We start from the raw sequence: 21,726 nt of genomic DNA, 5'->3' as shown, positions 1-21,726 counted from the left end.
CGCGTCGCACCGCACGGCGGGTCTCACGCCGCCGCTGATCCCCGGGAGCGCCGTCCTGACCGGGGCGGCGCTCCCCGGCCGGGACGATCGCTCACAGGAGCCGCAGGCTCCTGGCGCGGCGCACGGCCTCACCCCTGCGGGTGACGGCCAGCTTGCGGTAGATGCTCTTCAGATGGGTCTTGACCGTGTTGACCGAGACGTACATCTCGGACGCGATCTCCTCGGTCGTCAGCATTCCCGCCAGATGGCGGAGCACGTCGAGCTCGCGTGCGCTCAACCGGCCCACCGCGGGCGGCGGCGCCGGTTCCATGGGACCCTGGTCGGCCAGCAGCGGCTCCAGGAGGCGGCGGTGCGGCGCGAGGAGCTCCGGGTCCCGGCGCAGCACCGGGATCAGCCAGGAACGGGCGGTGGCGAACGGCAGCAGGAGGCTGTCGCGCTCGGCCAGCCTGAGGGCACGGTCCAGGGAACGCCTCCCCCGTGAGGCGTCGGAGGCCTGGTAGGCCAGCCTGGAGTCGAGCAGCCAGGCGTTCACCCTGATGTTGCTCGGGGTGGCCGCCGACTCGACCAGCGCGGGCCGCAGAAGCCTGGCCGCGGCCGTCCGGTCGCCCTTGGACAGGCAGGCTCGGGCCAGCGCCACCGACGCGTCGGGGGCCCCGCTGCCACCGGCGCTGAGCGCCGCTTCGACCGCCGCGTCCGCCGTGCCCGCGGCCGCGTGCGCGTCGGAGACGGTGAGCCGGATCAGCCGGTCCAGCCAGGGCATGCCATCGGCGGTCGTGGAGGCCAGCGTGCGCAGTGCCTGGTCGGCGCTGCCCGAGACCAGTTCGAGCCGTGCCGCCACCAGCCCGCTCAGCGAGGCGATCAGGTCGTTGGGCGACTCTCTGAGCGCGAGCCAGGTCTTCTCCAGCTCCCGCCCGGCCTCCTCGGTCCGGTAGTGCTCCAGCGCCACCCAGGCGCAGGCCAGATGCACCGAGGCGATCCTCCTGCCCTGCGGGCTGCTCGACACCTCGGGCAGCTGGGCCGCCTTGGTGACCGCCTCGGCCGCCCGCCGGAACCTGCCCAGCAGAGCCTTGGCGACCGCCAGCCCGCCGAGGCAGCGCCGTCGATGGAGGTCTCCGCCGAGCGGCGCGGCCGACAGGGCGTTCTGCAGTGACTTCACCGCGTCGTCGGGACGGCCGCTCCACAGCTCCGCGATGCCGTTTCCGTAGGCGATCAGCGCGCCGACCTCCGGCACCCGTTCCACGGCCGAGTCCGGCAACCGGCCGAAGGCGCCCTCCAGGTCGGAGATCCGGGTGCGGAGGGTGCCGAGGTCGTCGGGAAGCCGGCGGCACATGTGGATGGTGCCGATCGCCAGCCGTGCCCGCTGGCTCTGGCCGGGGGTGGAGCTCTGGAGAAGGGCTTCCGCCGCGGCCAGCCGTGCCGTGCAGCCCGCGTCGTCGCCACGGCTCAGGGCCAGTGCCGCCGCGACGATCGCCGTTTCCGGCTCGCCGTCCTCGGCCCGTCCGGGGAATTCCGCCAGAAGGCCGCCGAGGGTGTCGTCCGCGCGCAGGCCGACGAGCTGCCCGACCGCCAGGCCGTCGATGACGAGCCAGCCGGCCAGCCGCCAGTCCTCCGCGAGAGCCGCGTGCCGGACCGCGTCCGCCAGCCGTCCTCGGGCGCCGTACCAGGTGGCGACCCTGCGGTGCAGGCGCCTCGGCTCTCCCGGCTCGGCCCGCACCAGCAGATGCTCGGCGGCCTGGCGGAACATGCGGTGGAAGCGGTGGCCGCCGTCACCGGCCGGGAGCACGAACGGGTTCGCCCGGAGGAACTCGGGGAAGAGCTCGGCCGCCCGGGATCCGAAGAGCTGCGCGGCGAGCCTGTGGTCGAAGGTGTCGGCGACGCTCAGCACGAGCATCATCCGGCGCATCTCGGCGGGCAGCGGCTCCCAGACCTCCTCCCCCAGATATCCCAGGACGGCCTCGTCGGCGCCGGTGAAGCGTTCGGCGGCCCTGACCGGCTCCGCGTGCCCCTGCATCTCCAGGGCCGCGAGCCGCAGGCCCGCCGCCCAGCCCTCGGTCCTGCGGTGCAGCTCCCGCACGGACGCGGGATCCAGGGGGACGCCGTGGCGGTCCAGCAGCTCGGCGGTCTCCCTCGGGGTGAAGGCGAGCATGTCCCAGCGCAGCCCGGTGAGCTCGCCGCGCAGCCGGTAGCCGTGCAGGGGGAAGACCGACTCGCTGCGCGACAGCAGCACCAGCCGGAGGTTCGGGCCCGCCTCGCTCAGCAGCTCGGCGAGCTGGGCGGCGAGGGGGCATCCGGGAGGCGGCTCGAATCCGTCGACGACCAGGACGATGGGATCGGGCCTGCCGCCGAGCGCCATGCCGAGTTCCATGAGCGCCGAGCCGGTGAGCCGATCCGGGACGCCGGCGGCTCCGGCGCCGTCGAGGGCGGCCAGCACGAGCGTCCAGAAGCATTCGGGGCTGTGGTCGGCGCGATCGGGCGACACCCAGGCGACGGGGCCTGGTGGGTCTCCGCCCCGCGCCCACTGGGCGACGGCGACGGTCTTGCCCGCACCTGGTGGTCCGGTGACCACCGTGAGCGGGCCGCGGACGCCGCCGTCGAGGCGTTCGGTCAGCCGTGGCCGCCGGATCACATGATCCGGAAGCCCGGGAACGCTGATCTTGGTCTTGGAACCGGGTCGGCGGGCCTCGCCCGCGATGTGGACTTGCACAGCGGTCATGACGATCACTCCTGCCTGGCGGGAGACTCCCCCGCCACGATCGTTTCTCTCGCAACCAGGGGTGAGGCCGCATCATCCCCCGCCCTCATTCACCCTGGTGAGTTCGGTTCCCACCTGGGCTTTCACCCCGAACGTGTGAGGCGAGCCACCCGGACGTGATGGAGGATCCGTCGTCGATCACTCCGACCGGAAGGCGAACATGAGCAGTTCAGGGGCTTCCAGCGAGCAGAACAGAACAGACGCGGAGCGGATCGCCGAGCTCCAGGCCGAGATCTCCACGCTGCACCACCGTCTCGGCGCCCGCGAACGGCGGCGCACGACCGGACTGGCCGTGCGCCGTTTCGCCGCGGCGCTGCTCGTGGCGCTGGCCGGCTTCGGGTTCGTGTGCTCAGCCATCGGGGTGTGGGCCGCGCGGACCGTCCTCGACACCGACCGGTGGGTCGCCACCGTCGACGGCCTGCCCGCCCACCCCGAGGTCACCTCGGCGGTCTCGGTCTATCTCACCGACGAGGTCTTCGGCGCTCTGAACGTCCAGGAGCGGCTGGCCGAGGCGCTCCCTCCGCGCGCGGCGTTCCTGGCCGTCCCGGTGAGCGGGGCGGTGAAGGACTACACCCGCGACACGGTCCGGGAGTTCATGGGAACGGAGCGGTTCCACGGCCTCTGGCGCGAGGCCAACCGGTTCGCCCAGAAGCAGATCGTGGCGATCGTCAGGGACGACTCCGGCACGGTCGCCGTCGACGGATCGACCGTGACCGTCGATCTGCTGCCCATCGTCAACGCGCTCCTGCTCGAGCTGGAGAACAGGCTTCCGTCGCTGTTCGGCAAGCGTCTCGACCTTCCCGAGGTCGGCAGTGGACAGATCCCGGCCGGGCTGCGTCAGCGCGTCGAGTCGGCGCTGGGCGTCACCCTGCCGGCGGACTTCGCCCGGGTGACCTTCTACGACCGCGATCGCCTGGGCGAGCTGCAGGAGGGCGTCCTCGTCTTCAAACGCTCGCTGGCCCTGATCGTGGCCCTGACGCTCGCCTGCCTCGGCCTCGCCCTGGTCGTCTCGCCCGGCCGTCGCCGGACCCTCCTGCAGTTCGGGCTCTGGCTGGCGATCGCCGTGGTCGTGCAGTCGGCCGTGCTCCGGGCCGTCCGCGACGAGCTGCTCGGGATGATCTCCGACGACCTCGACCGGGAGGCCGTGGCCGTGGCCCTGCGCGAAGTCCTCTCCTCCCTGCGCCGATGGGGTGACGTCATGTTCTGGTCCGGGCTGGCCATCGCCGTCGCCGCCTATCTGGCGGGCCCCGGCCGGGGCCCGGTGGCGCTGCGGGACGGCACGCGGGCGGGCGCCCGCGGTCTCTGGACGCGCGGCCGGGCCGTCGCGACCGGACCGCGGCTCCGGACCGGTGTCCGGCGGCACACCGACGCCCTGCGGGTGGGCGGGGCCGCCGCGGCCGCGCTGCTCGCGCTGCTGTTCTCCTCGTGGGGCGCGCTGCTCGTCCTGCTGATCCTGCTGGCCGCCTACGAGCTGCTCATCGAGCTGCTCCTGCGGCGGGCCGGGCCGGCCGGCTGACGGCTCCTCCGCGGCGGGTGATGGCGGCCGCGGACGCCGCGCGCAGACTTCAGTGCACACATCACGAGGAGAGGATCGACATGACGGCAGGACCCATTCAGCTGATCGCCCTGGGATTCACCCGGCCCACCTTCCACGGCGAGATCATCGCCCAGCTCGAGGCGCTCCACAAGGACGACCGGGTGCGGGTCATCGACGCCCTGGCCGTCTACAAGGACATCCACGGCACGATCGAGGTCGAGCATCTCAGCAACCTGACCCCGGCGGAGGCGTCCGAGGTGGGCAGCACGATCGGCGCACTGATCGGGCTCGGCATCGACGGCGAGGACGGCGCCGCCGCGGGGGCGATCGCCGGAGCCCACGCCACGGCCGACGACCTGGCCGTCTTCGCCGACGACGACGTGTGGGACGTCGTGGAGGACATCCCCACCGACAGCGCGGCCGCCCTCATCCTGCTGGAGCACCACTGGGCGGTCCCGCTCCGCGACGCCGTCCTGCGGGCCGGGGGCTTCCGGATCAGCGACGGCTTCATCAGCCCGCTCGACCTCGTCGGGCTCGGCCTGCACACCGCGGACGAGGCCGCCCGGCTGCACTCGCTGGAGACGGCCGTCGCGTTCTGAACGGCCGGCCGCTCCCGGCCTCAAGGAGGAATCGACCATGTCCGATCTCCCGCACGGCGCCCATTCGGTGACCGCCGACATCAAGGTCGGCGAGGGGGGAGGGAACGGAGTGATCGTCGCGCAGGGCGGCCGGTTCGCCCGCTGGTCGCTGATGGTCCAGAACGGCATCCTGACCTACTGCTACACCTACTACGGCCGCGACCGTTCCTATGTGCGCTCCGCGGAGCCGCTGCGGCCCGGCCGCCACGTCGTCCGCCTCGAGTTCGTCTACGACGGGCACGAGACCGGCCGGGGAGCCACGGGACGGCTGATCGTCGACGACGCCCGGCAGGCCGAGGGCCGCGTCCCGGCGACCGTCCCGTTCCGCTACTCCGCGGACGGCGGCCTCGACATCGGCACCGACAGCTCCGCGACGTCCGCCGAGACCCACCTGTCCGACACCCGGTTCACCGGCGAGATCAACTCCGTCCGCATCGACCTCGGTCCGTCCCACTGACCATCACGCTCGACACGGCACCTGGGAACTGTTCCGTCACCAGGCCCAAGGTTCTGTTTCACGGTCGGCGTCCGTAGCGGGCGGTGTCCAGGTGCGTGCCTCGCGGAGGAGGGAGTCGGCCTGGTGCGGCCGGCGACCGACGACGCCGCGAGGTGCGTGCCCGGGCGCCGCGCGGTAGGGCGGACGGCTCTGAGACAGACCTAAGTGTCCTTCTTTTCCGTTGTTCGGCTTGTTCTTGTGCTTCTTGCCCTTGGCCTTGCCCGTGCCCGTGCCCTCGTGATCGGGGCCGGTGAGCTCCGGGAGCCGCGGCTCGCCGGGTGCGGGCTCCGCCATCGCGGGGACGGGCGGCGAGGCCGGCGGGGCGGTGACCGTGACGGTCGGTCCCGGGGTAGTGGTCAGGCCGGGTGCCCGGGTGGGGGACGCGCTGTTCGCCCTGGGCTGGAGGACGGCTCCCAGGGTGAGCGCGAGTGCCAGTGCACCGACCACCACGGCCGCGACGGTCAGCTCCGTTCTCCTGTCGCGGCCGGCGGAACGGCCGTCCGGCGGGGAGGGCGGCAGGCCGGCGGCGGGCCACAGTTCGGCGATGGGCTCCTGGGCCGCCGTCGCCCGGTCCTCCGCCGTCAGGGTCCGGAGGATCGTCGGCGCGTCGGGACGTGCCAGAGGATCCTTGTCCAGCGCCGAGGAGACCAGGGTGCGCAGTGGCGGCTCGAGGTCCGTCAGGTCCGGTGCCAGGTTCAGGATCCGCTCGGTCATGTGCGGCATGCCGACGCTGCCGCCGAAGGGATGGCGGCCGGTCGCGGCGTAGGCGACGAGCATGCCCCAGCAGAAGACGTCCGAGGCGAACGAGGCCCTTCCCCCGGCCAGCCGTTCGGGCGCCACCCATCCGGGGCTTCCCATGACCAGGCCTGTGCGGGTCAGCCCCGGCGCGGCGTCCCCCGGCTCCTGGGCGATACCGAAGTCGATGACCCGCGGCCCGTCCTCGGCGAGGAGGATGTTGCCCGGCTTGATGTCGCGGTGGGCGATGCCCGCGGCATGGATCTGGGCCAGCGCGTCGGCCACGCCGAGGGCCACGGCCATCACCAGCTTCTCCGGCAGCGCCCCCTCCCGCTGGACGGCCGTCCCCAGCGACGGCCCCTCGATGTAGTCCGTCACGACATAGGGGAAGTCCTGCTCACTGCCGTCGTGGATCACCCGAGGGGTGTAGGGGCAGTCCAGGTTCCGGGCCAGCCGCGCCTCCGTGACGAACCTCCCCCGGGCCTCGGGATCCTCCAGATCCGCCGCCCGCATCGTCTTGATCGCCACATGGTCCCCCAGCGATCCGGCCAGGTACACCACCCCCATGCCACCCTCACCCAGCCGCCCCCGAAGCCGGTACCCCCCGATCAGCTTCGGATCTTCCAGCTCCAGAGGCAGTAGCCCGACCGTCACGTTTCCGCTCCTCGCTCAACCCCAACAGACCGTCAACCCTGCCCCTAAACCACCCCCAATACCCCCAAATACAGAATCCGGCCGGCAGGATGCTCCGATGATCGAAGTAAGCGCCGCTGACTACGCCTGGACCGAAGCCGAGAACGTCCCGCAGGAGTACTGCCTGACCCTGGTCCGGGGCCTGTCCGCACCCGAGTTCCTCCAGCGCGTCGGCGCCGAGCCCGGCCCGACCGTCACCGGCATGGACGCGCTCACCGATGAACTGTGGACGGCTGGCGAAACCGAGTCCCTCGGAGTCGCAGGGCTCGAAGGGCGGACTCTCGACTCCGAGGTGAACGGTTACCTCGGAGTGAGCGAGGAGATCAGCCGCCCGCAGTCGGCGGGGACCCGCCTCGTCTCCCACTACTGGGACCTCAATGCCGACGCCCGGCTCATCTGGAACGAGAACGGCGACCTCCACCTGTCCTTCGACCCTGCTTCCCGAACGATCGAGCAAGCCGCCCTCAAATGCGTCTATATGGCCGTCATGAGCCTCGACCCCACCGGCACCGGCCAAACCCGCTGGACCAAACGGGGGAAACCCGCCCTCGGCGCCTTCGACCGGGCCTTCGACGGCCGCCTCACCAACCCGCGTCACTGATCAGCAACCATCACCCGTCCCACCGTTCACTGCACCCAAGCATGGTGATCATCACGCCTTGCAAGGGCAAGGACAATCCCGCCTCCCAGAAGCAGGCGAACAGGTCACATGCCAAACTTCGCGGGTCGGGCGAACGCGCGAACGCGCAGCTCAAGTCATGGAGAGTCCTACGAAAGCTGCGATGCAGCCCCGGCAAAGCAGGCCACCTCGGCAAGGCCATCGCCGTCCCTAAGATCGTTTTGTCTGGAGTGAATTGCTCTGGATGCCCAGGACGACGGGGTGTGGCTGATCGCTGTCTGCCCTTGGTGGCTCTGTAGGAATAGCCGCCTCGTTGTCCTGGACGCCCTGGCCGCTGATTGAGATCTGATGCGAGTCGTCGCTGTTTAGGGACCTGCCGGCGGGGTCGTCCACGGGGTTGACCAGCGAAGACGAGAGGGTATGCCGGGTGATGGTTCCCGATGTGGTCTGGATCGGCATCGACGCGGGCAAGACAAGCCATCACGCGGTGGCGGTGGATGCGGATGGCCGTCGGCTGTGGTCGGTCAAGGTCGGCAACAACCAGGCCCAGCTCGAGGAGCTCTTGGCCCGAGCGAGGAAGTCCGGGGCCGAAGCCCGATGGGCGGTTGATTTGGTGTGTCCGGTGGCGTCACTCCTGATCGCGATCCTGCTAGGCAACGGCCAGAACGTCGTCTACGTTCCCGGCCGGATGGTGAACGGCATGGCCGGTATCGCCCGTGGCGAGGGCAAGACAGATGCCAAGGACGCGGCGATCATCGCTGACGCTGCCCGCATGCGGCGAGATCTGACGGCTGTGACCGTCGCCGACGAGTTGGTCGTCGAGCTGACGCGACTGACAGCGCACCGCGAGGATCTCATGGCCGACTGGGTCCGCGGAGTCAACCGCCTGCGGGCGCTCTTGGGATCGATCTTCCCTGGGCTGGAGGCCGCGCTCAACTACGCCACCCGGTCAGCGCTCAGCCTGCTCACGGGATTCTGCACCCCCGCAGACATCAGCAACGCCGGCCACGACGGCCTCGCTGGTCACCTCGTCAGCCACGGTGTTCGACGAGACAGGATCGATGCCATGGTCACCGCTGCCTTGCGTGCAGCCGCGGCCCAGACCGTCGCGTTGCCCGGCGAGGCCACCACAGTACTTCTGATCAAGCAGATGGCCCGCAAACTCCTCGACCTGAACCGAGAGATCAAGGACACCGACAGGCTCATTGCCAGCCGGTTCCGTGAGCATCCCCAAGCTCACATCGTGGAAAGCCTTCCAGGCATGGGGCCCATCCTCGGCGCCGAGTTCCTCGTTGCGACCGGCGGGAACGTCCTGGCGGCCTTCGCAAATCCCGGACGGCTCGCCTCCTACGCCGGGCTCGTCCCCGTCCCCAAGGACTCCGGCCGCATCAGCCGAAACCGGCGACGACCAAAACGCTACAACCGCGCCCTGCGCCGCGTCTTCTACCTGGCCGCACTATCCAGCATCCGCCCAGACGGCCCGTCCCGAACCTTCTACCAGCGCAAACGCAGCGAGAACCGCATCCATACCCAAGCGCTACTCGCCCTCGCCCGACGCCTCGTCGACGTCCTATGGGCACTCCTGCGCGACAACCGGACCTTCAGCCCGATCACCCCACCGCAGGTCACCCCCGCTCCGGCTTGACACAGTCATTGAGATTCCTACAGAACGACGGTGCTACCTCGCGATCATGCAGCCTCTGGCCCAGATCGACCTGCTGCTCAGCGAAGGGCAGCGCACGTACCGCACCACCGACATCCGGCTGGGCGGCATAACCCTGCAGTCGGGCGACGGGCTGTGGCGACGTATCCTTGCGGGGACGGTGCGCTGACGCCGTTCCCGCCACCAGCACAGGCCCACGCCACGCCTGACACGGAGGACGGAGGGCCGTTCGAGCCCTCGAAACCGTCATCGGAGGCTGGTGACGCGCTGCTTGTTTCCGCCTACGGTCAAAGTGCCTGACCAGCCCATCCGGGGCAGGGTCGTGCCCTCGGACCGAATGGCGGAAGTTGGTGACCGGATGACTCCCAAGGAGATCGGCGCGCTCGTCAAGGCCGTCCGTAAGTCCCGGTCTTTGACCCAGACCCAGGTCGCTCAGCAGGTGCCGTGCTCTCCCGCGACGATTTCGCGGCTGGAGGACGGCAAGCACGCCGGCCGGGACGACACGCTCCTGCGTCGCGTGGCGGTGATTGTGGACATACCTCTAAGCCGCGTGGGGCTGGCAGATACCGTAACCGGTACGGGAGGACGGGAGGACGATCCGGTGCGGCGACGACAGCTGCTCGCTCACCTGGCAGCGACCGCTGCGGCGGCCGCCCTCCCGGTGAGCCTTGCCGCCGCGTCCGAACCCCAGGACTCCGGCGAGCTGCTGATCTGCCGTGTCCGCGATGCCATCCTCGGCCTCGGCCCCGCCCCGAAGGACGTCGAGCTGCACGGCTTGCGCACGCTGTTGCGCCGAGCGGCGGCCGATGCCGACCGGTCGCACTATCTGCGGCTGGCCGACGAGCTCCCGGTCCTGATCGCGACCGGTCTCGCGCACGTCGCCGCGAGCGGCGCGGACCCACGCGCGTCGGCCCTGCTGGCCAGGATCTACGTCCTCACCACCCGCGTCCTGATCAAAGTGGACGAACAGCAGCTCGGCTGGATGATCGGCGACCGCGCCCGCACCTTCGCCGCCGATGATCCCCTGGCGGCGGGTGAGGCCGCGCGCCAGCTCGCCGTCCTGGCGCGCAAGGCCGGCTGGCACGACCAAGCCGCCATGATCGCGATGTCGGCCGCCGAGCATCCCGGCCTGCAGGGCGATGATCCTCATCTGGTGGCCCAGCGCGGCCTGCTCACCATGTCGGCCGCCTACACCCAGGCCCGTGCCGGAGACCGCACCGGGATGCGGGAGCTCACCGACCAAGCCGCCGACCTCGCCCGCCGTGCCGGGCCAGCGGTCCAGCTTCTGGACAGCAGCGGCGGCGGGTTCTCCCGGCACGCGGTCGAGCTGCACCGGGTGTCGGCGGAGTTCTGGGCGGGCGACCCCGGCGAGGCCGTCCTGGTCGCCCGCGACCTGGATCCGCGGGCGTTGCCGAGCAGCGAGCGGCGGGCACGTCTTCATCTGGACACCGCCCGCGCCTATGCTGGGATGGGCCGTCGCGAAGCCTGCCTGGAGGCCCTGCTAGCGGCGGAGCACACCGCGCCGGAGGAGGTCCATTCCCGCCCGTCCAGCCGGGACCTGGTGCGGGGCCTGCTGATGTCGGGGCGAGCCTCTCAGGAGCTGCGTGGCCTGGCCGCCCGCTCGGGGATCAGGTGAGCAGGTCGGCGACGTCGGCGCGGACCAGCGGCGCGAGCCGGGCATGGATGTCGGTCCGTTCGGCGGCTTGAAGGATGATCGCGGCGACGGTGAGCCGGGCGAGCCGACCGGCCTGCCCGGACAGGGCATCGGCGAGGCAGGAGCGCACCTGCTGCGCGATGTCGGGGACGGGCAGGGAGTGGGCGAGCAGGTAAGCGGCGTCGAATCCGGCCGGTGCCAGACCGTGGCCTTCCCAGTCCAGGATGGACAGCGGTGCGCCGGTGAGGTTGGCCCAGTGCAGATCGCCGTGCGCCATCTCCCAGGCGCCGGCCATCGGGTCGACGTCGACGCCGACGAAGGCCGGGACGGTTCGCCGGATGTAGGTGGCGCTGATCACCGGCTCGCGCCCGTTGACGGGCGCGGCCTTGCTGAGCGCGCCCAGTGCGCACCGCAGGTCGTCCCACCAGCCGGTGCCCAGCGGCAGGGCTCGGCTGGTCGGCAGGTCGGGCGTGGACGACAGTGCGGGCGCCGTGATGTAGGTGAGCAGGTCCGCGCGGACGGCGCGATCGGCCCCCTCTTCCAGGATCGTGCTGGCCAGGAGGCGGGGACGGAACACCAGGTCGGGCAGGTGCTCGGCGTCGGCCAGGCCGTTCCACAGCTTGCCGTCCGGTTCGGTGGAGGCCAGCAGCCGCAGCCACGCCTGGTCCTCACCCGGGCCGTGGGTGACCGGCGTGGCCAGGGTACGCCCACCCACCCCGATGATCGGGTGAACGCCTGGGCGGACCCGCGCACCGAGCCGGGCGGCCGCCTGGTCGAGTAGCGGGCCCGCTTCCTGCTCGGTGAACGAGGCTCTCCCTCGCGGCGTGGCCATGGAGGGAGAGTAATCGCCCGGACGCCGTCCGGTTCGCCGAACCGATCCTCAATGGGCTTCGACCTGGAGCATCTCGCACACCGCTCCGAGCTCCGAGGCGGTCAGCGACCCCATCTGGACGGCGGCCTGGGCCTCCTGCCAGTGGTCGGGGTTCCCAGTGGACAGCAGCATGCCGGTGATTCCCGGCGTCGAGGCGACGACCAGGAGCGCCGCCTGGGCCGGGGTGAGGCCCGGCCGGATCGCTGCTGCGAGCTCCTCGCCGACCATGCCGAGCAGGTCGGAGCCGTTCAGCGGGGCCGACGTCCACACCTCCAGCCCAGCGGCCGTCGCCTCGGCGATCGGACCCGTCCCGTGCAGCGCCTGGGCGGTGACGGTCAGGTGCACGAGGTTGACCGGCAGCTGGATTGCCCGCAGGTGGTGCCCGTCGCCGCCGACGTCGCGGGCGGCGGCCAGCAGCGTCGGCATGCTCACCAGCCCGTCGGTGAACGCCCGCCACGTCGCGATGCCGTATCCGCCGATCGTGCCGTCGACGGCCGCTTCCTCAAGGACCGCGAACGCCCGCAGGAGATCGCCCTCCAGCTGATGCGGCCGCGAGGTTGATTCGGGATTGTGCACATACATCAGGTCGACAGGACGGCCGAGCTCCTTGATGCTGGCCCCGACCTGGTAGGCGATGTAGCGGGCGTCGAGCGAGTGCCCGTGGCGGGCGTCCTCTCCGGGCAGGACTCCAGCGGCGCACGCCGCCCGGCCCTGCTCGCGAGTCAGGTAGCCGACCTTGGACGACACCCGGATCCCGGGACGGTCGGCGAGCACGCCGGCGAGGTTCCGCTGCGCGAGGCCGCCCTGGTAGTTGGGGGCGGTGTCGATGAGCGGGGCGCCGCCCGCCGCCGCCATCGCGGCGGCGGCGGGCACGTCCGGGCACCGGTAGGTGCCCAATCCGAGATGCGTCACCGCGGCACCTCCGCCGCCGATACCACCCCGGCGTCCAGCATCGTCTGGAGCATCCCAGCCACCAGGTCGACCGGCAGGCCCGCCGCATCCGCGAGCGCCGACACCGCCAATGGCTGGCCGCCCGCGAGCAGCTCGAACACCGGACCGGCGGCCGCGTCCAGGGTCCACCGGCGGCCGCCCGCCGCGACCGTCACGCCGTCGGCGTGATGGTCGATGACCGGGCGGGTCACCGCGAAGCGGACGATCGTGCCGGGATCTTCCAGATTCCCGGCGACCGCCAGAGGAAGGCTGAACCCGCCCCGCGGGGTCGCAGCGGCGTCCCGGGCGGCGCCGTAGCGCTCGACGACATCTGCGGTCAGTTCCTCGGCCAGGAGCTTGGCCATGGAGGCCGCCCACGCGGCCCGCTCTGCGCCGGTGGCGAACCGGGGCACGTCGGCGCGCACCGTGTCGTTGTCGCGCAGCCGGTCGACGACCCATCCGAGCAGGTCGGCACCGGTGTGCGTACCGAGTCCACACGACAGGTGCAGGCTCGGTTCGCCCTCGGACGCCGCGGCGGCGTGCCACCAGCCCCGCGGAACATACAGGACGTCGCCCGCGCCGAGCGTCAGCTCCGCCAGCGGCTGCTCGGGCGGGACGTCGGCGAACACCACGTCCCGGTACATCGGCGATGGCCGGGTCGGCCCGTAGATCCGCCATCGTTTACGGCCCGACACTTGGAACACCAGGACGTCGTGGTCGTCCCAGTGGGTGCCGAACCCCTCCCGGGAGGTCCAGGAGGCGTACACGTTGACGGTGACCGGCCTGCGCAGCAGACGCTCCAGCTCGCTGGCGAGATCCCGGACGGGCGGGTGGAGTTCGTCGATCGTGTCGAGCACGAGGGTCGCGCCGTCGGCGATCTGCTGGTGAACCAGAGGGGGGATGGGCCGCATCCAGTCCTGCATTCGCCGGTAGGACTGGCGTTCGCTGTACAGGTGCGGCGGTACGGTGTCGCCGTCCAGCGCGAGCCGGAGCCGGGGGGCCTCCAGCCGGGCGCTGTCGAGCACCGCGTTGAGCGCCTCCCAAGTCAGCAGGTCGGCGAACCGGCCCTGTTGTCCGTCGGGGGCGGGCAGATGCGCGTAGTTGCGGCCCAGGTGCTGGGCGGGGAAGTCCCCGCCCAGCACCTGGATGACGTCGGTGGACACTAGTCGTTGGTGTCCGAGACGCCGGTGGAGCCGCCATCCGACGGCTGGGCGGCGCGGGTCCGCGCCGCCGTGATCGTCTCGACGGACTGCACGAGGCTCTGCTGGGTGGTGCTCATCTGATCCCCTCCAACGGGGTCGGCGATGTGACGTCCTCACCATCACCCGCCGCCGTCGACCCGCCCAGAGCCTTTTCACCACCTGCAAACGGTCTTTCACGACGTGCAATCAGGCCGCCGCACCGCCCTGTCCGATGATCACTCAGCGGGACGCCTGACGCCTACGCATACGCCGACAGGGAGACGGGTCGATTCCGATCATCGGCCGGCCCACCGTCTCCCTGCTGGCTCCGCCTCCGCTGCGGGCTCCGAGGAGATCGTCATGGGGCTGTCGAGCACGTGAATGCCCTCGCGACGGGCCGCAGCGCGCACGCGGGGCGCGGCGCCCAGGAGCGCGCGACGCACTGGGTGTAGCGATGACGCGGCCCCACGATCAGCGGGAACGCTTGCGCGGCAAGAGCCCAGCACCGGGGATCCGACGACGTGATCAACCTTGGCGAGCACGCTCGTCGGCAGCGCGGGGTTGCGCAGCACGGCTGACAGGCTCCCTCGCCGAGCAGGACTCCACCACGCCGCCGGGGAGTCGCGCAGCACTGAAGCCGGTGCCGAGGGGTCAGTCCACACCTCGGCCGCCGCAGCGGATCACCGGCCTCCGCCTGACCGCCGGCCTGCTCACCCGGGCCACCTACCGCTGCGGAACCGTCCGCCGATGACCGGCCACCGGCCCACGGGCCGACCCCGCCCGATGGCACCGGGACCGGGACCGGCGGACAAGAGCTGTCAACGTCGCGTGGCAGGGCGGTGGGGCTTCGGGCAGGCCCGAGGCCGCGATCACTCGTGTGAGGCGCGGCCGCAGGTTCTAAAGGAGGTCGTTGTCCCTCGCATAGAGGGCGGCTTGGGTGCGGTCGCGCAGGCTCAGGCGGGTGAGGATGCGGGAGATGTGGTTCTTGACAGTGCCCTCGGTGAGGTAGAGGCGGGAGGCGATCTCCTTGTTGCTGGCGCCCGCCGCGACCTGGCGGAGGACTTCGGTCTCGCGCGGGGTCAGCTGGTCGCGGGCGGGTGGGGTGGCCGGGTGGGCGGACAGGTGGGCGGTGAGCGAGGCGTCGAACTGGGTCACTCCCGCGTGGGCGAGCCGGACGGCATGGGCGAGGTCGGCGGAGGGCAGGTTCTTCAGCAGGTAGCCCGCCGCTCCGGCCTTCAGCGCGCGGGCGACGGGCTCCTGGTCGTCGAAGGTCGTCAGCATCACGACCCGGCAGTCCGGGAGCAGGCGCCGGAGGACCGAGGTGGCCGCGACGCCGTCCATCTCCGGCATCCGGACGTCCATGAGGATCACGTCGGGCCGGGCGGCGGGCGCCGTCTCGACCGCCTCCCGGCCGTTGCGGGCGGTGCCCGTCACCTCGATGCCCTCCTGGAGGCCGAGCAGGGCCGCGATGCCCTCCCGGACGAGGTCCTGGTCGTCGACGACGAACACCCTCACCATGGGACGTCCACCTTCACGACCGTTCCCGCCGGGGAGGTGACGATGTCGACCGTTCCGTCGGCGAGAGCGACGCGTTCGCGGAGAGCGCGCAGCCCGAACCCCTCCCCCGCGGTCTCGAAGCCGCGTCCGTCGTCGGTCACCCGCAGGCACGCGCCCCGGTCGTCGTAGAGGACGGACAGGCCGATCTCGGTGGCCGCTGAGTGCCGACAGGCGTTGGCCAGCCCCTCCTGGGCCGCACGGTAGAGCACGAGCAGCGGCCGCCGCTCCTCGCCGGAGACGGTGAGCGTGACCCGTCGCGGCCCTCCGTCGAGGCGGCGGACGAGTTCCTCGAGTGCCCCGCCGAGATCGAGAGGGCCGTCGGCGAGGGTCCGCACCGAGGTTCTGACCTCTTCGAGGGCCTGCCCGGCCGACCAGCGTGCGTTGGTGACGGCCTGCGCGGCGCGCGGCGGATCGAGGTCACCGAACGCCAGGGCCGTCTCGAGCTGCACGCCGAGTGCTGTCAGGTGGTGGCCGAGGCTGTCGTGGATCTCGCGGGCGATCCGGTTGCGTTCGGCGGCCGCCGACAGCTCCGCCACCCTCTCCCTGGCCGTGCGCTCCCGGACGGCGACCGCGGCCATGCTCGTGGCCAGGACGACTCCCAGCGCGAACATGAGCAGGTCGGAGATGTACTCGGCCCGTGTCCACCACTGCGGCACGAACAGGGTGAAGGCCGCTGCCACGGCGGTCACACAGCCCGTGCCCAGGGCGGCCGCGACGACGGGACCGTAGGCGAAGTAGCCGAGGAAGGGCACCAGCACGAACAGCACCCGCGACAGCCCCGATGCGTCGACCGCGCTCACCCCGCACAGCACCAGGATCCGCGCCACGAAGACGACCGTGGCCGGCAGTGCGGGCGGCCTGAGGTCGAGCAGGATCAGGCCGGTGAGCAGGCCGGCGAAGGCCGCGGTGGCGGCCGCGAGGCCGGGCCCCACCGCGTCGTAGTACACGCCGCCGCTGAGCACCGCGCCGTAAAGGACCGGCGGTACCCAGGGCACCGGTTGGGACATGACGCCTCCCCGAGAGTCACCTGAACTCTAAAGGCCCGGGCCGACGCCTGAGGAGTGCCGAAAGTCATGTGCCCTCCGGCCGGAGCGGCAGTGCCCTCTCACACTTACCCAGGATGACCTGCGGTTTCTAGCTTTGATCTCATGAGACTTCTCGCCGCCCCCCTGCTCGTGGCCGCCGCGCTGTCCGCCCCTGCGTCCGCGTCGTCCGCCGCCTCCTCCTGTCCCGACGTGCGCGTTCCCGGTGCTCTGCACTCGGTGACGACGTGCCTGACCGATCTGACGACCACGGGAACCGTTCCCGCCGGGCGCACCGATCCGGCCGACTGGGCGGGCCTCCTCGCCCCGGGCACCCTCACTCCCTCGGGAGTGCCGGGTGTCCAGATCGACGGCTACTTCGCCGACACCTCGGCCACCAACACCAACCACGGCTGGAACCACGACTCCCAGTTCGTCCTCCGGTTGCCGGAGCACTGGAACGGCGGCCTCGTCGTCGCGGGCCCGCCCTCCACCCGCGAGCAGTACGCCAACGACCCGATCATCAGCGACCAGGTCCTGGCCAAGGGCTATGCCTACGCCGCGACCGACAAGGGCAACACCGGAGCCGAGATCTACAAGGACGGCGACCGGCCGGGCGCCGCCATCCTCGAATGGCACCGTCGCTTCACCGACCTCACCCGCGCGGCCAGGAAGACGGTGACCCGGCACTACGGCACCGCCCCCGCGCGCACCTACGCCGCGGGCCTGTCGGCGGGCGGCTACCTGGTGCGCTGGCAGCTCGAACGCCACCCGTCGCTGTACACCGGGGGCATCGACTGGAACGCCCTGATCTTCACCCCGAAGACCAATCTCCTGACCACGCTGCCACCGGCACTGCGCGCCTACCCCGCCGCCGCACAGGGAGACCCCGCGGCCCACGACGCCCTCCTGAAGGCCGGTTACCCGGCCGGCTCCGAACCGCAGTGGGCCTACCACCACAAGAACCTGTGGACCCCGCTCCAGCACATCGTCCGCAGCGAGCTCGACCCCGCCTACACGGGCGACGACGCCTCCTACGACCTGGCCTCCCGGCCGTGGCAGGTGCGCCGGGCCGTCGCCCGGATCTCCCTGACGGGCCGCATCGGCCGGCCTCTCATCAGCGTCCAGGGCACCCTCGACGCCCTCACCCCGCCCGCCCGCTACGCCGACACCTACACCGCCCTGATCGCCGCCGCCGGCCGCTCCGCCCTCCATCGCGAGATCCGCGCCCCGGGTGCCCACACCGACGGCCTGGTCCCCCTCTCCCCCTCGCTCCGCCCCCTCCTCCCGACCTTCACAGCGGCCTTCACCGACCTCGAAACCTGGACCACTCCCTAGGCTTGGGATCCGTGGGTGAATCGAGGCGTCTGATCCAGAGGAGCGCACCGCGGAGACGGAGTGCGGCGAGGAAGTCTTTCGGGTTCTGCCGTAGCGGTCGGCGAGTCCTCACCGTCGCTTGAATCTTGTTGAGAGCGCTCGACAGTGCTGCGGTCACGGCACAGGCCCTCGTCATGGGACGGGAACCGGCCGCCATGACTGCCCTTGATCCTGCGGTGCCGGGCTCTCTCGGCCTTCCCCGGCCCAGCGCGTCGCCCCTGACCGGCCCGGTGCGAGGACCGGATCTGCTTCCGGGCCTCCAGGCGGGCGGGCAGGTGAATGTGTCCGGTGGAGAACTGTCCCGCGCCGGAGCGGCGTGAGATTCTCAGCCGGTCCGCCGACGTGAGGAGACGTCTTGCAAGCACCCGTGGTGTATCCGTCCAAGCGGGAGGGCCCGCTGGAGCCGCCGGCGGAGTTCGCCGTGCTCCGTCAGGGGCCTCCGGTGTGGATGGTCGTTCCCGGCCGGAAGCCGTGCTGGCTGGTCACACGGTTCGAGGACGCCAGGGCCCTGCTGGGCGACCGGCGGATCAGCTCCGACGACACCCGGGCCGACTATCCGCAGATGGCCGCAGTACCGCCCGGGCTGCTGTCGTTCCTGCGGATGGACGATCCGCGGCACGGCACCATCCGGCGGCTGCTCACACCGGAGTTCACGGTGCGGCGGATCTCCGCTCTGCGGACCGCGATCGAGGACGCCGCGGACGGGCTGCTCGACGAACTCGCCGCGGGGCCCAGGCCCGTCGACCTCATCGCGCACTACGCGCTGCCCCTGCCCTCACTCGTCATCTGCCGGCTGCTGGGCGTGCCGTTCGAGGACCACGAGTTCTTCCAGAGCCGCAGCGCCGCGATCATGTCCTACGACGATCCGCCCGAGGTCGGCGGCAGGGCCATGCTGGAGCTGGGCGACTACCTCGGGCGGCTCATCGACGCCAAGACCCGGGAGCCGTCCGACGACATGCTCGGCAGGGTGATCGCCAAGGCGGGCGCCGACGTCTCCCGCGAGGACCTTGTGGGGATCGCGCGGCTGCTGATCGTCGCGGGCCACGAGACCACCGCGAACATGCTGGGCGTCTCGGTGCTCGCGCTGCTGCAACATCCGGACCAGCTGGCCGCGTTGCGGGCCGACCCCACGATCATCCAGAACGCCGTCGAGGAGCTGCTGCGCCACCAGACGATCGTCCAGGCCGCCGTGGCCAGGACCGCGACGGAGGACATCGACGTCGGAGGCGTCACCATCGCGGCAGGCGACGGCGTCATCGTCGCCGTCCAGTCGGCCAACCGCGACGAGACGGTGGCCGAGGACCCCGACCGCCTCGACCTCACCCGCCCACCGACCCGCCATCTGGCCTTCGGCCACGGTGCCCACCAGTGCCTCGGCCAGGCCCTCGCCCGTCTGGAACTCGACATCGGCCTCACCCGCCTGTTCAGCCGCCTGCCCTCCCTGGCACTCGCCGCCTCCCACCTCCCCCAGGCCAGGGAGACCGCCGCCGTCTACGGCCTGCACGACCTCCAGGTCACCTGGTGACCCACCTGACCGCCGACCGTGAGGCCTGCCGGGGCGCCGGCCAGTGCACCCGCCTGGCCCCCGCCCTCTTCGACCAGGACGACGACACCGGCCTCGTCGTCCTCCTGACCGACTCCCCTACCGAAGCCCAGCTCCCCACCGCCCGCCACGCCGCCTCCTTCTGCCCCACCGGCGCCATCACCCTCTCCCCTCCTTGACCCTCCGGAATCGGCACTGGGAAGCAGGCCCGAAGAGAGACGCAGAGAGCACTTGATCGACCGAGACGCAGGAGACGAGACGCAGGAGATACGTGCGACAAATACGCCGATGAGTGAATGGGGGCGACTTCTGGGGCGGAGGAGGGCGCCGTCACGGCTCGTCCGGCGGCCGCCGGCACTCGCGCGAGGTCGTGCCAGAGCCTCGCGCGGTCAGCAGTCGATGAGAGACAGGTTCTGGGTGCGGAAAGCGGATGTCCGAGCTCCGTGAGCGCGGAACGCCTGGTTCATCGCCCTTGGGACGGCTGGCTGGTCGGCGGGTCTGCCGGTCTGCGGCGAGGGCATCGGCTGGAACGCCGGTTCCAGCCGGGGGCTTCCCCGGCAATGAGCACGACGCGTGGGATTCGGGGCCACGGTCCTCTGCCGAGCCACGCTCATCTGCCTACGGGGCTGGCCGCGAGACCTGGCCGGGGTGGAAAACCATTGGCCTGCTCGATCGGGAGAAGCCTAAATTCGTGGGAGGACACTTGGCGGGAGGCCTCAGTGAAACTCCTCAGCAGTGTGCGGACGGACGACGCCGACCTGGCCCGTCTCGCCGCCGAACTCGACATTCCGACGATCGACGGACTGCAGCACCAGGGTGACGTGTCGGTCGTCCCCGCATCGATGGCGCCCGAGGACCACCGGTCGCCGGTGACCACCGTCCCGGCCGCGGGCGTCGCCGTGGTCCGGGGTGAGGCGGGGGGTCACACCCACCTGCTGCTCGCCTCCGGAGACGTCCGGTACGACGTCCGCGAAGGCGCGGCAGACGACCTCACCCTGGGATCGCTGGTGGTCGGAGACGGCGCCATCGCCTGGCTCGACCACCCTGAGCACGGCAACACCGGGATCGCGCCCGGCCGGTACGTGCTGCGCCGCAAGCGTGAGATGGCGCCGCGCGTCCTGGCACCCGAGACCGTCCGCAAGCTCGAGCGGGCTCGTAAGCAGGCCCGCAAGCAGGCGGCGCTCGACCAGGCCGCGCGCGAGCAGGCAGAACGCGAGCGGGCCGCGCGCGAGCAGGACTGGACGAACGTCCGCTTCGTCGCGGACTAGCCATGACTCCGGAGCAGCAGGCGTCGCTCGAGTCCGTCCGGGAGGAATGGATCGGCCACGGGCTCGCCGTCGGACCGGCCGACCGGGACGCCGCCGAGGCGGGCGTCAAAGACGTCTACCTCGGCGCCGGCCGGCGGCCACCGGAACGGGTCATCTGGCTGGGCTCTCCAATGGCGGGCAGCATCGGCGCCGACATCCGCGCGGGACGGCTTCAGGCCGTGTCCAGGCGTGCCTGGCGGACCCTTCCGGAGCACACCGCCGACGCTCTGGTCGACCAGGTCCCCGAAGACTCCCCGGAGACCGATCTGATCATGCTGGAGCCGCTGCCGCACGGCCGGCGACGGGACCCGCGTCTCCGCATCCCGCTGGACAGGCTCGGCCGCGAGGTCGGCGCAGCGATCGAGACCGGTCTCGGCAGGGCCGTCGGCCAGGCCGTCGACCAGGCGGCGGCGACCTGGCAGGAGGCCCGGCGCTTCCCCGAGGAGTGGGCGCTGCCCCGGCTCGGCGCGTTTCCGCGGCGGATACTGCCGCAGCTGGCCCGGCTCGACCTCCTCGAACGTCTCGGCGCGGGCGCACCGGACCGCCACGGCCGGGGCCTGCTCCAGGTGGCGCGTTCGGCGGGCGAGTGGTGGCCGATGCGCGACAGCGTGATCCTCACCGAACGCCCTGTCGAACTGCACCGCGACGCCCAGGGCCGTCTCCACCACCCGACCGCCCCAGCCGTCCGGTACCCCGACGGCTGGCGCCTGTGGGCCTGGCACGGCGTCGCCATGCCCCGCGAACTGATCGAGGAGGACGTCCCGGTGTCCCGCGTGGTGTCACTGCGCAACTCCGAGCAGCGCCGCTGCGCCGTCGAGCGGCTGGCGGGCCGGTCCGGCTGGCACCGGATCGTCGCCGAGGCGGGCTGGCCCCAGGTCGGCCGCGAGGTCCCGGACCCGGGCAATCCGGGCCAGACCCTCACCCTCTGGTGCGTCGAACGCCTCTACGACGACCACCTGCACCTGCTCCTGATGACCAACGGCACCGTCGAACGCGACGGCACCCGCCGCGAGTTCGGCGAACTGGTCCCCGGCTCGATCCACGACCCGATCCAGGCCGCGGCCTGGCAGATCGGCCTCACCCCTGCCCAATACCACCAGTCCACCCGCCGCACCTGACCGAGGCCCCCAGCTCGACGGCCCCGGCGGCCC

Annotated in this window: 18 protein-coding genes and 4 pseudogenes; 15 read left to right on the top strand and 7 right to left on the bottom strand. The window is 71.6% G+C overall.

Annotation, left to right across the window (positions count from 1 at the left end):
• Positions 1-91: 91 nt before the first annotated feature.
• Positions 92-2,713, bottom strand: coding sequence for a LuxR C-terminal-related transcriptional regulator (locus tag ABD785_RS10560; protein WP_344825441.1), 2,622 nt, complete (start codon positions 2,711-2,713; stop codon positions 92-94).
• 199 nt (positions 2,714-2,912) lie between these two features.
• Here ABD785_RS10560 and ABD785_RS10555 point away from each other — a divergent pair, with 199 nt between their 5' ends.
• The 3 genes from ABD785_RS10555 to ABD785_RS10545 all read left to right on the top strand — a co-directional run bounded on the left by ABD785_RS10555 (position 2,913) and on the right by ABD785_RS10545 (position 5,384).
• Positions 2,913-4,268 carry a hypothetical protein gene (locus tag ABD785_RS10555; protein WP_344825438.1) on the top strand — a complete coding sequence of 452 codons (1,356 nt, stop codon included), beginning with the start codon at positions 2,913-2,915 and terminating at the stop codon, positions 4,266-4,268.
• Between the two features lie 80 nt (positions 4,269-4,348).
• Entirely contained in the window at positions 4,349-4,888 is a 540-nt protein-coding gene (locus ABD785_RS10550; protein ID WP_344825435.1) for a hypothetical protein, read from the top strand.
• Positions 4,889-4,925: 37 nt separating this feature from the next.
• A complete protein-coding gene (locus ABD785_RS10545; protein WP_344825432.1) occupies positions 4,926-5,384 on the top strand; it encodes a hypothetical protein in 459 nt (152 codons plus the stop codon).
• A 36-nt stretch (positions 5,385-5,420) separates the two neighbouring features.
• Here the strand turns inward: ABD785_RS10545 and ABD785_RS10540 are convergent, their stop codons facing one another.
• Positions 5,421-6,812: a serine/threonine-protein kinase gene (locus ABD785_RS10540; RefSeq protein WP_344825429.1), complete on the bottom strand. Its 1,392-nt coding sequence runs from the start codon at positions 6,810-6,812 to the stop codon at positions 5,421-5,423.
• Here ABD785_RS10540 and ABD785_RS10535 point away from each other — a divergent pair.
• The 7 genes and pseudogenes from ABD785_RS10535 to ABD785_RS10515 all read left to right on the top strand — a co-directional run.
• A pseudogene (locus tag ABD785_RS10535) lies at positions 6,724-7,281 on the top strand (DUF6461 domain-containing protein); the annotation flags it as partial. The gene ABD785_RS10540 and the pseudogene ABD785_RS10535 overlap by 89 nt on opposite strands.
• Before the next feature lie 21 nt (positions 7,282-7,302).
• A pseudogene (locus ABD785_RS41305) lies at positions 7,303-7,452 on the top strand (IS256 family transposase); the annotation flags it as partial.
• 47 nt (positions 7,453-7,499) lie between these two features.
• Positions 7,500-7,679: pseudogene (locus ABD785_RS41300) on the top strand (IS5/IS1182 family transposase); the annotation flags it as partial.
• A gap of 218 nt (positions 7,680-7,897) precedes the next feature.
• Positions 7,898-9,115, top strand: coding sequence for an IS110 family RNA-guided transposase (locus tag ABD785_RS10525; RefSeq protein ID WP_344825426.1), 1,218 nt, complete (start codon positions 7,898-7,900; stop codon positions 9,113-9,115).
• Positions 9,116-9,161: 46 nt separating this feature from the next.
• Positions 9,162-9,302 carry a hypothetical protein gene (locus tag ABD785_RS10520; RefSeq protein ID WP_344825423.1) on the top strand — a complete coding sequence of 47 codons (141 nt, stop codon included), beginning with the start codon at positions 9,162-9,164 and terminating at the stop codon, positions 9,300-9,302.
• A 168-nt stretch (positions 9,303-9,470) separates the two neighbouring features.
• Positions 9,471-9,623: pseudogene (locus ABD785_RS41295) on the top strand (helix-turn-helix transcriptional regulator); the annotation flags it as partial.
• Between the two features lie 111 nt (positions 9,624-9,734).
• Positions 9,735-10,769 carry a hypothetical protein gene (locus ABD785_RS10515; RefSeq protein WP_344825420.1) on the top strand — a complete coding sequence of 345 codons (1,035 nt, stop codon included), beginning with the start codon at positions 9,735-9,737 and terminating at the stop codon, positions 10,767-10,769.
• Here the strand turns inward: ABD785_RS10515 and ABD785_RS10510 are convergent.
• The 5 genes from ABD785_RS10510 to ABD785_RS10490 all read right to left on the bottom strand — a co-directional run bounded on the left by ABD785_RS10510 (position 10,762) and on the right by ABD785_RS10490 (position 16,333).
• Positions 10,762-11,619: a phosphotransferase gene (locus ABD785_RS10510; RefSeq protein WP_344825417.1), complete on the bottom strand. Its 858-nt coding sequence runs from the start codon at positions 11,617-11,619 to the stop codon at positions 10,762-10,764. The genes ABD785_RS10515 and ABD785_RS10510 overlap by 8 nt on opposite strands.
• A 48-nt stretch (positions 11,620-11,667) precedes the next feature.
• Complete coding sequence (locus ABD785_RS10505) at positions 11,668-12,570, bottom strand: aldo/keto reductase (RefSeq protein ID WP_344825414.1); 903 nt, start codon at positions 12,568-12,570, stop codon at positions 11,668-11,670.
• Positions 12,567-13,751, bottom strand: coding sequence for a cupin domain-containing protein (locus ABD785_RS10500; RefSeq protein WP_344825411.1), 1,185 nt, complete (start codon positions 13,749-13,751; stop codon positions 12,567-12,569). Before ABD785_RS10500 ends, ABD785_RS10505 begins: the two co-directional genes overlap by 4 nt.
• A 915-nt stretch (positions 13,752-14,666) precedes the next feature.
• On the bottom strand, positions 14,667-15,287 hold the full coding sequence (locus ABD785_RS10495) for a response regulator (RefSeq protein WP_344825408.1): 621 nt from the start codon (positions 15,285-15,287) through the stop codon (positions 14,667-14,669).
• The gene (locus ABD785_RS10490; protein WP_344825405.1) at positions 15,281-16,333 is read right to left on the bottom strand and encodes a sensor histidine kinase; all 1,053 of its coding nucleotides are present in this window, start codon (positions 16,331-16,333) and stop codon (positions 15,281-15,283) included. Before ABD785_RS10490 ends, ABD785_RS10495 begins: the two co-directional genes overlap by 7 nt.
• Before the next feature lie 141 nt (positions 16,334-16,474).
• Between ABD785_RS10490 and ABD785_RS10485 the strand changes: the two genes are divergently transcribed.
• From ABD785_RS10485 to ABD785_RS10465, 5 genes are all read left to right on the top strand, one after another.
• Positions 16,475-17,686, top strand: a complete 1,212-nt coding sequence (locus tag ABD785_RS10485) for a tannase/feruloyl esterase family alpha/beta hydrolase (protein ID WP_344825402.1) — start codon at positions 16,475-16,477, stop codon at positions 17,684-17,686.
• A 394-nt stretch (positions 17,687-18,080) separates the two neighbouring features.
• On the top strand, positions 18,081-19,250 hold the full coding sequence (locus ABD785_RS10480) for a cytochrome P450 (RefSeq protein ID WP_344825399.1): 1,170 nt from the start codon (positions 18,081-18,083) through the stop codon (positions 19,248-19,250).
• Positions 19,247-19,447 (top strand): ferredoxin, encoded by a 201-nt coding sequence (locus ABD785_RS10475; protein WP_344825397.1) that lies wholly within the window; start codon positions 19,247-19,249, stop codon positions 19,445-19,447. Before ABD785_RS10480 ends, ABD785_RS10475 begins: the two co-directional genes overlap by 4 nt.
• Before the next feature lie 540 nt (positions 19,448-19,987).
• A complete protein-coding gene (locus tag ABD785_RS10470) occupies positions 19,988-20,536 on the top strand; it encodes a hypothetical protein (protein ID WP_344825395.1) in 549 nt (182 codons plus the stop codon).
• 2 nt (positions 20,537-20,538) lie between these two features.
• A complete protein-coding gene (locus ABD785_RS10465) occupies positions 20,539-21,693 on the top strand; it encodes a DUF6745 domain-containing protein (RefSeq protein ID WP_344825393.1) in 1,155 nt (384 codons plus the stop codon).
• Positions 21,694-21,726: the final 33 nt, after the last annotated feature.

It is taken from the genome of Actinocorallia longicatena, from assembly GCF_039534125.1.
Classification (GTDB): Bacteria; Actinomycetota; Actinomycetes; order Streptosporangiales; family Streptosporangiaceae; genus Actinocorallia; species Actinocorallia longicatena.
The sequence above is the reverse complement of the archived record's forward strand: the minus strand, read 5'-3'. Positions and strand labels throughout refer to the sequence as shown.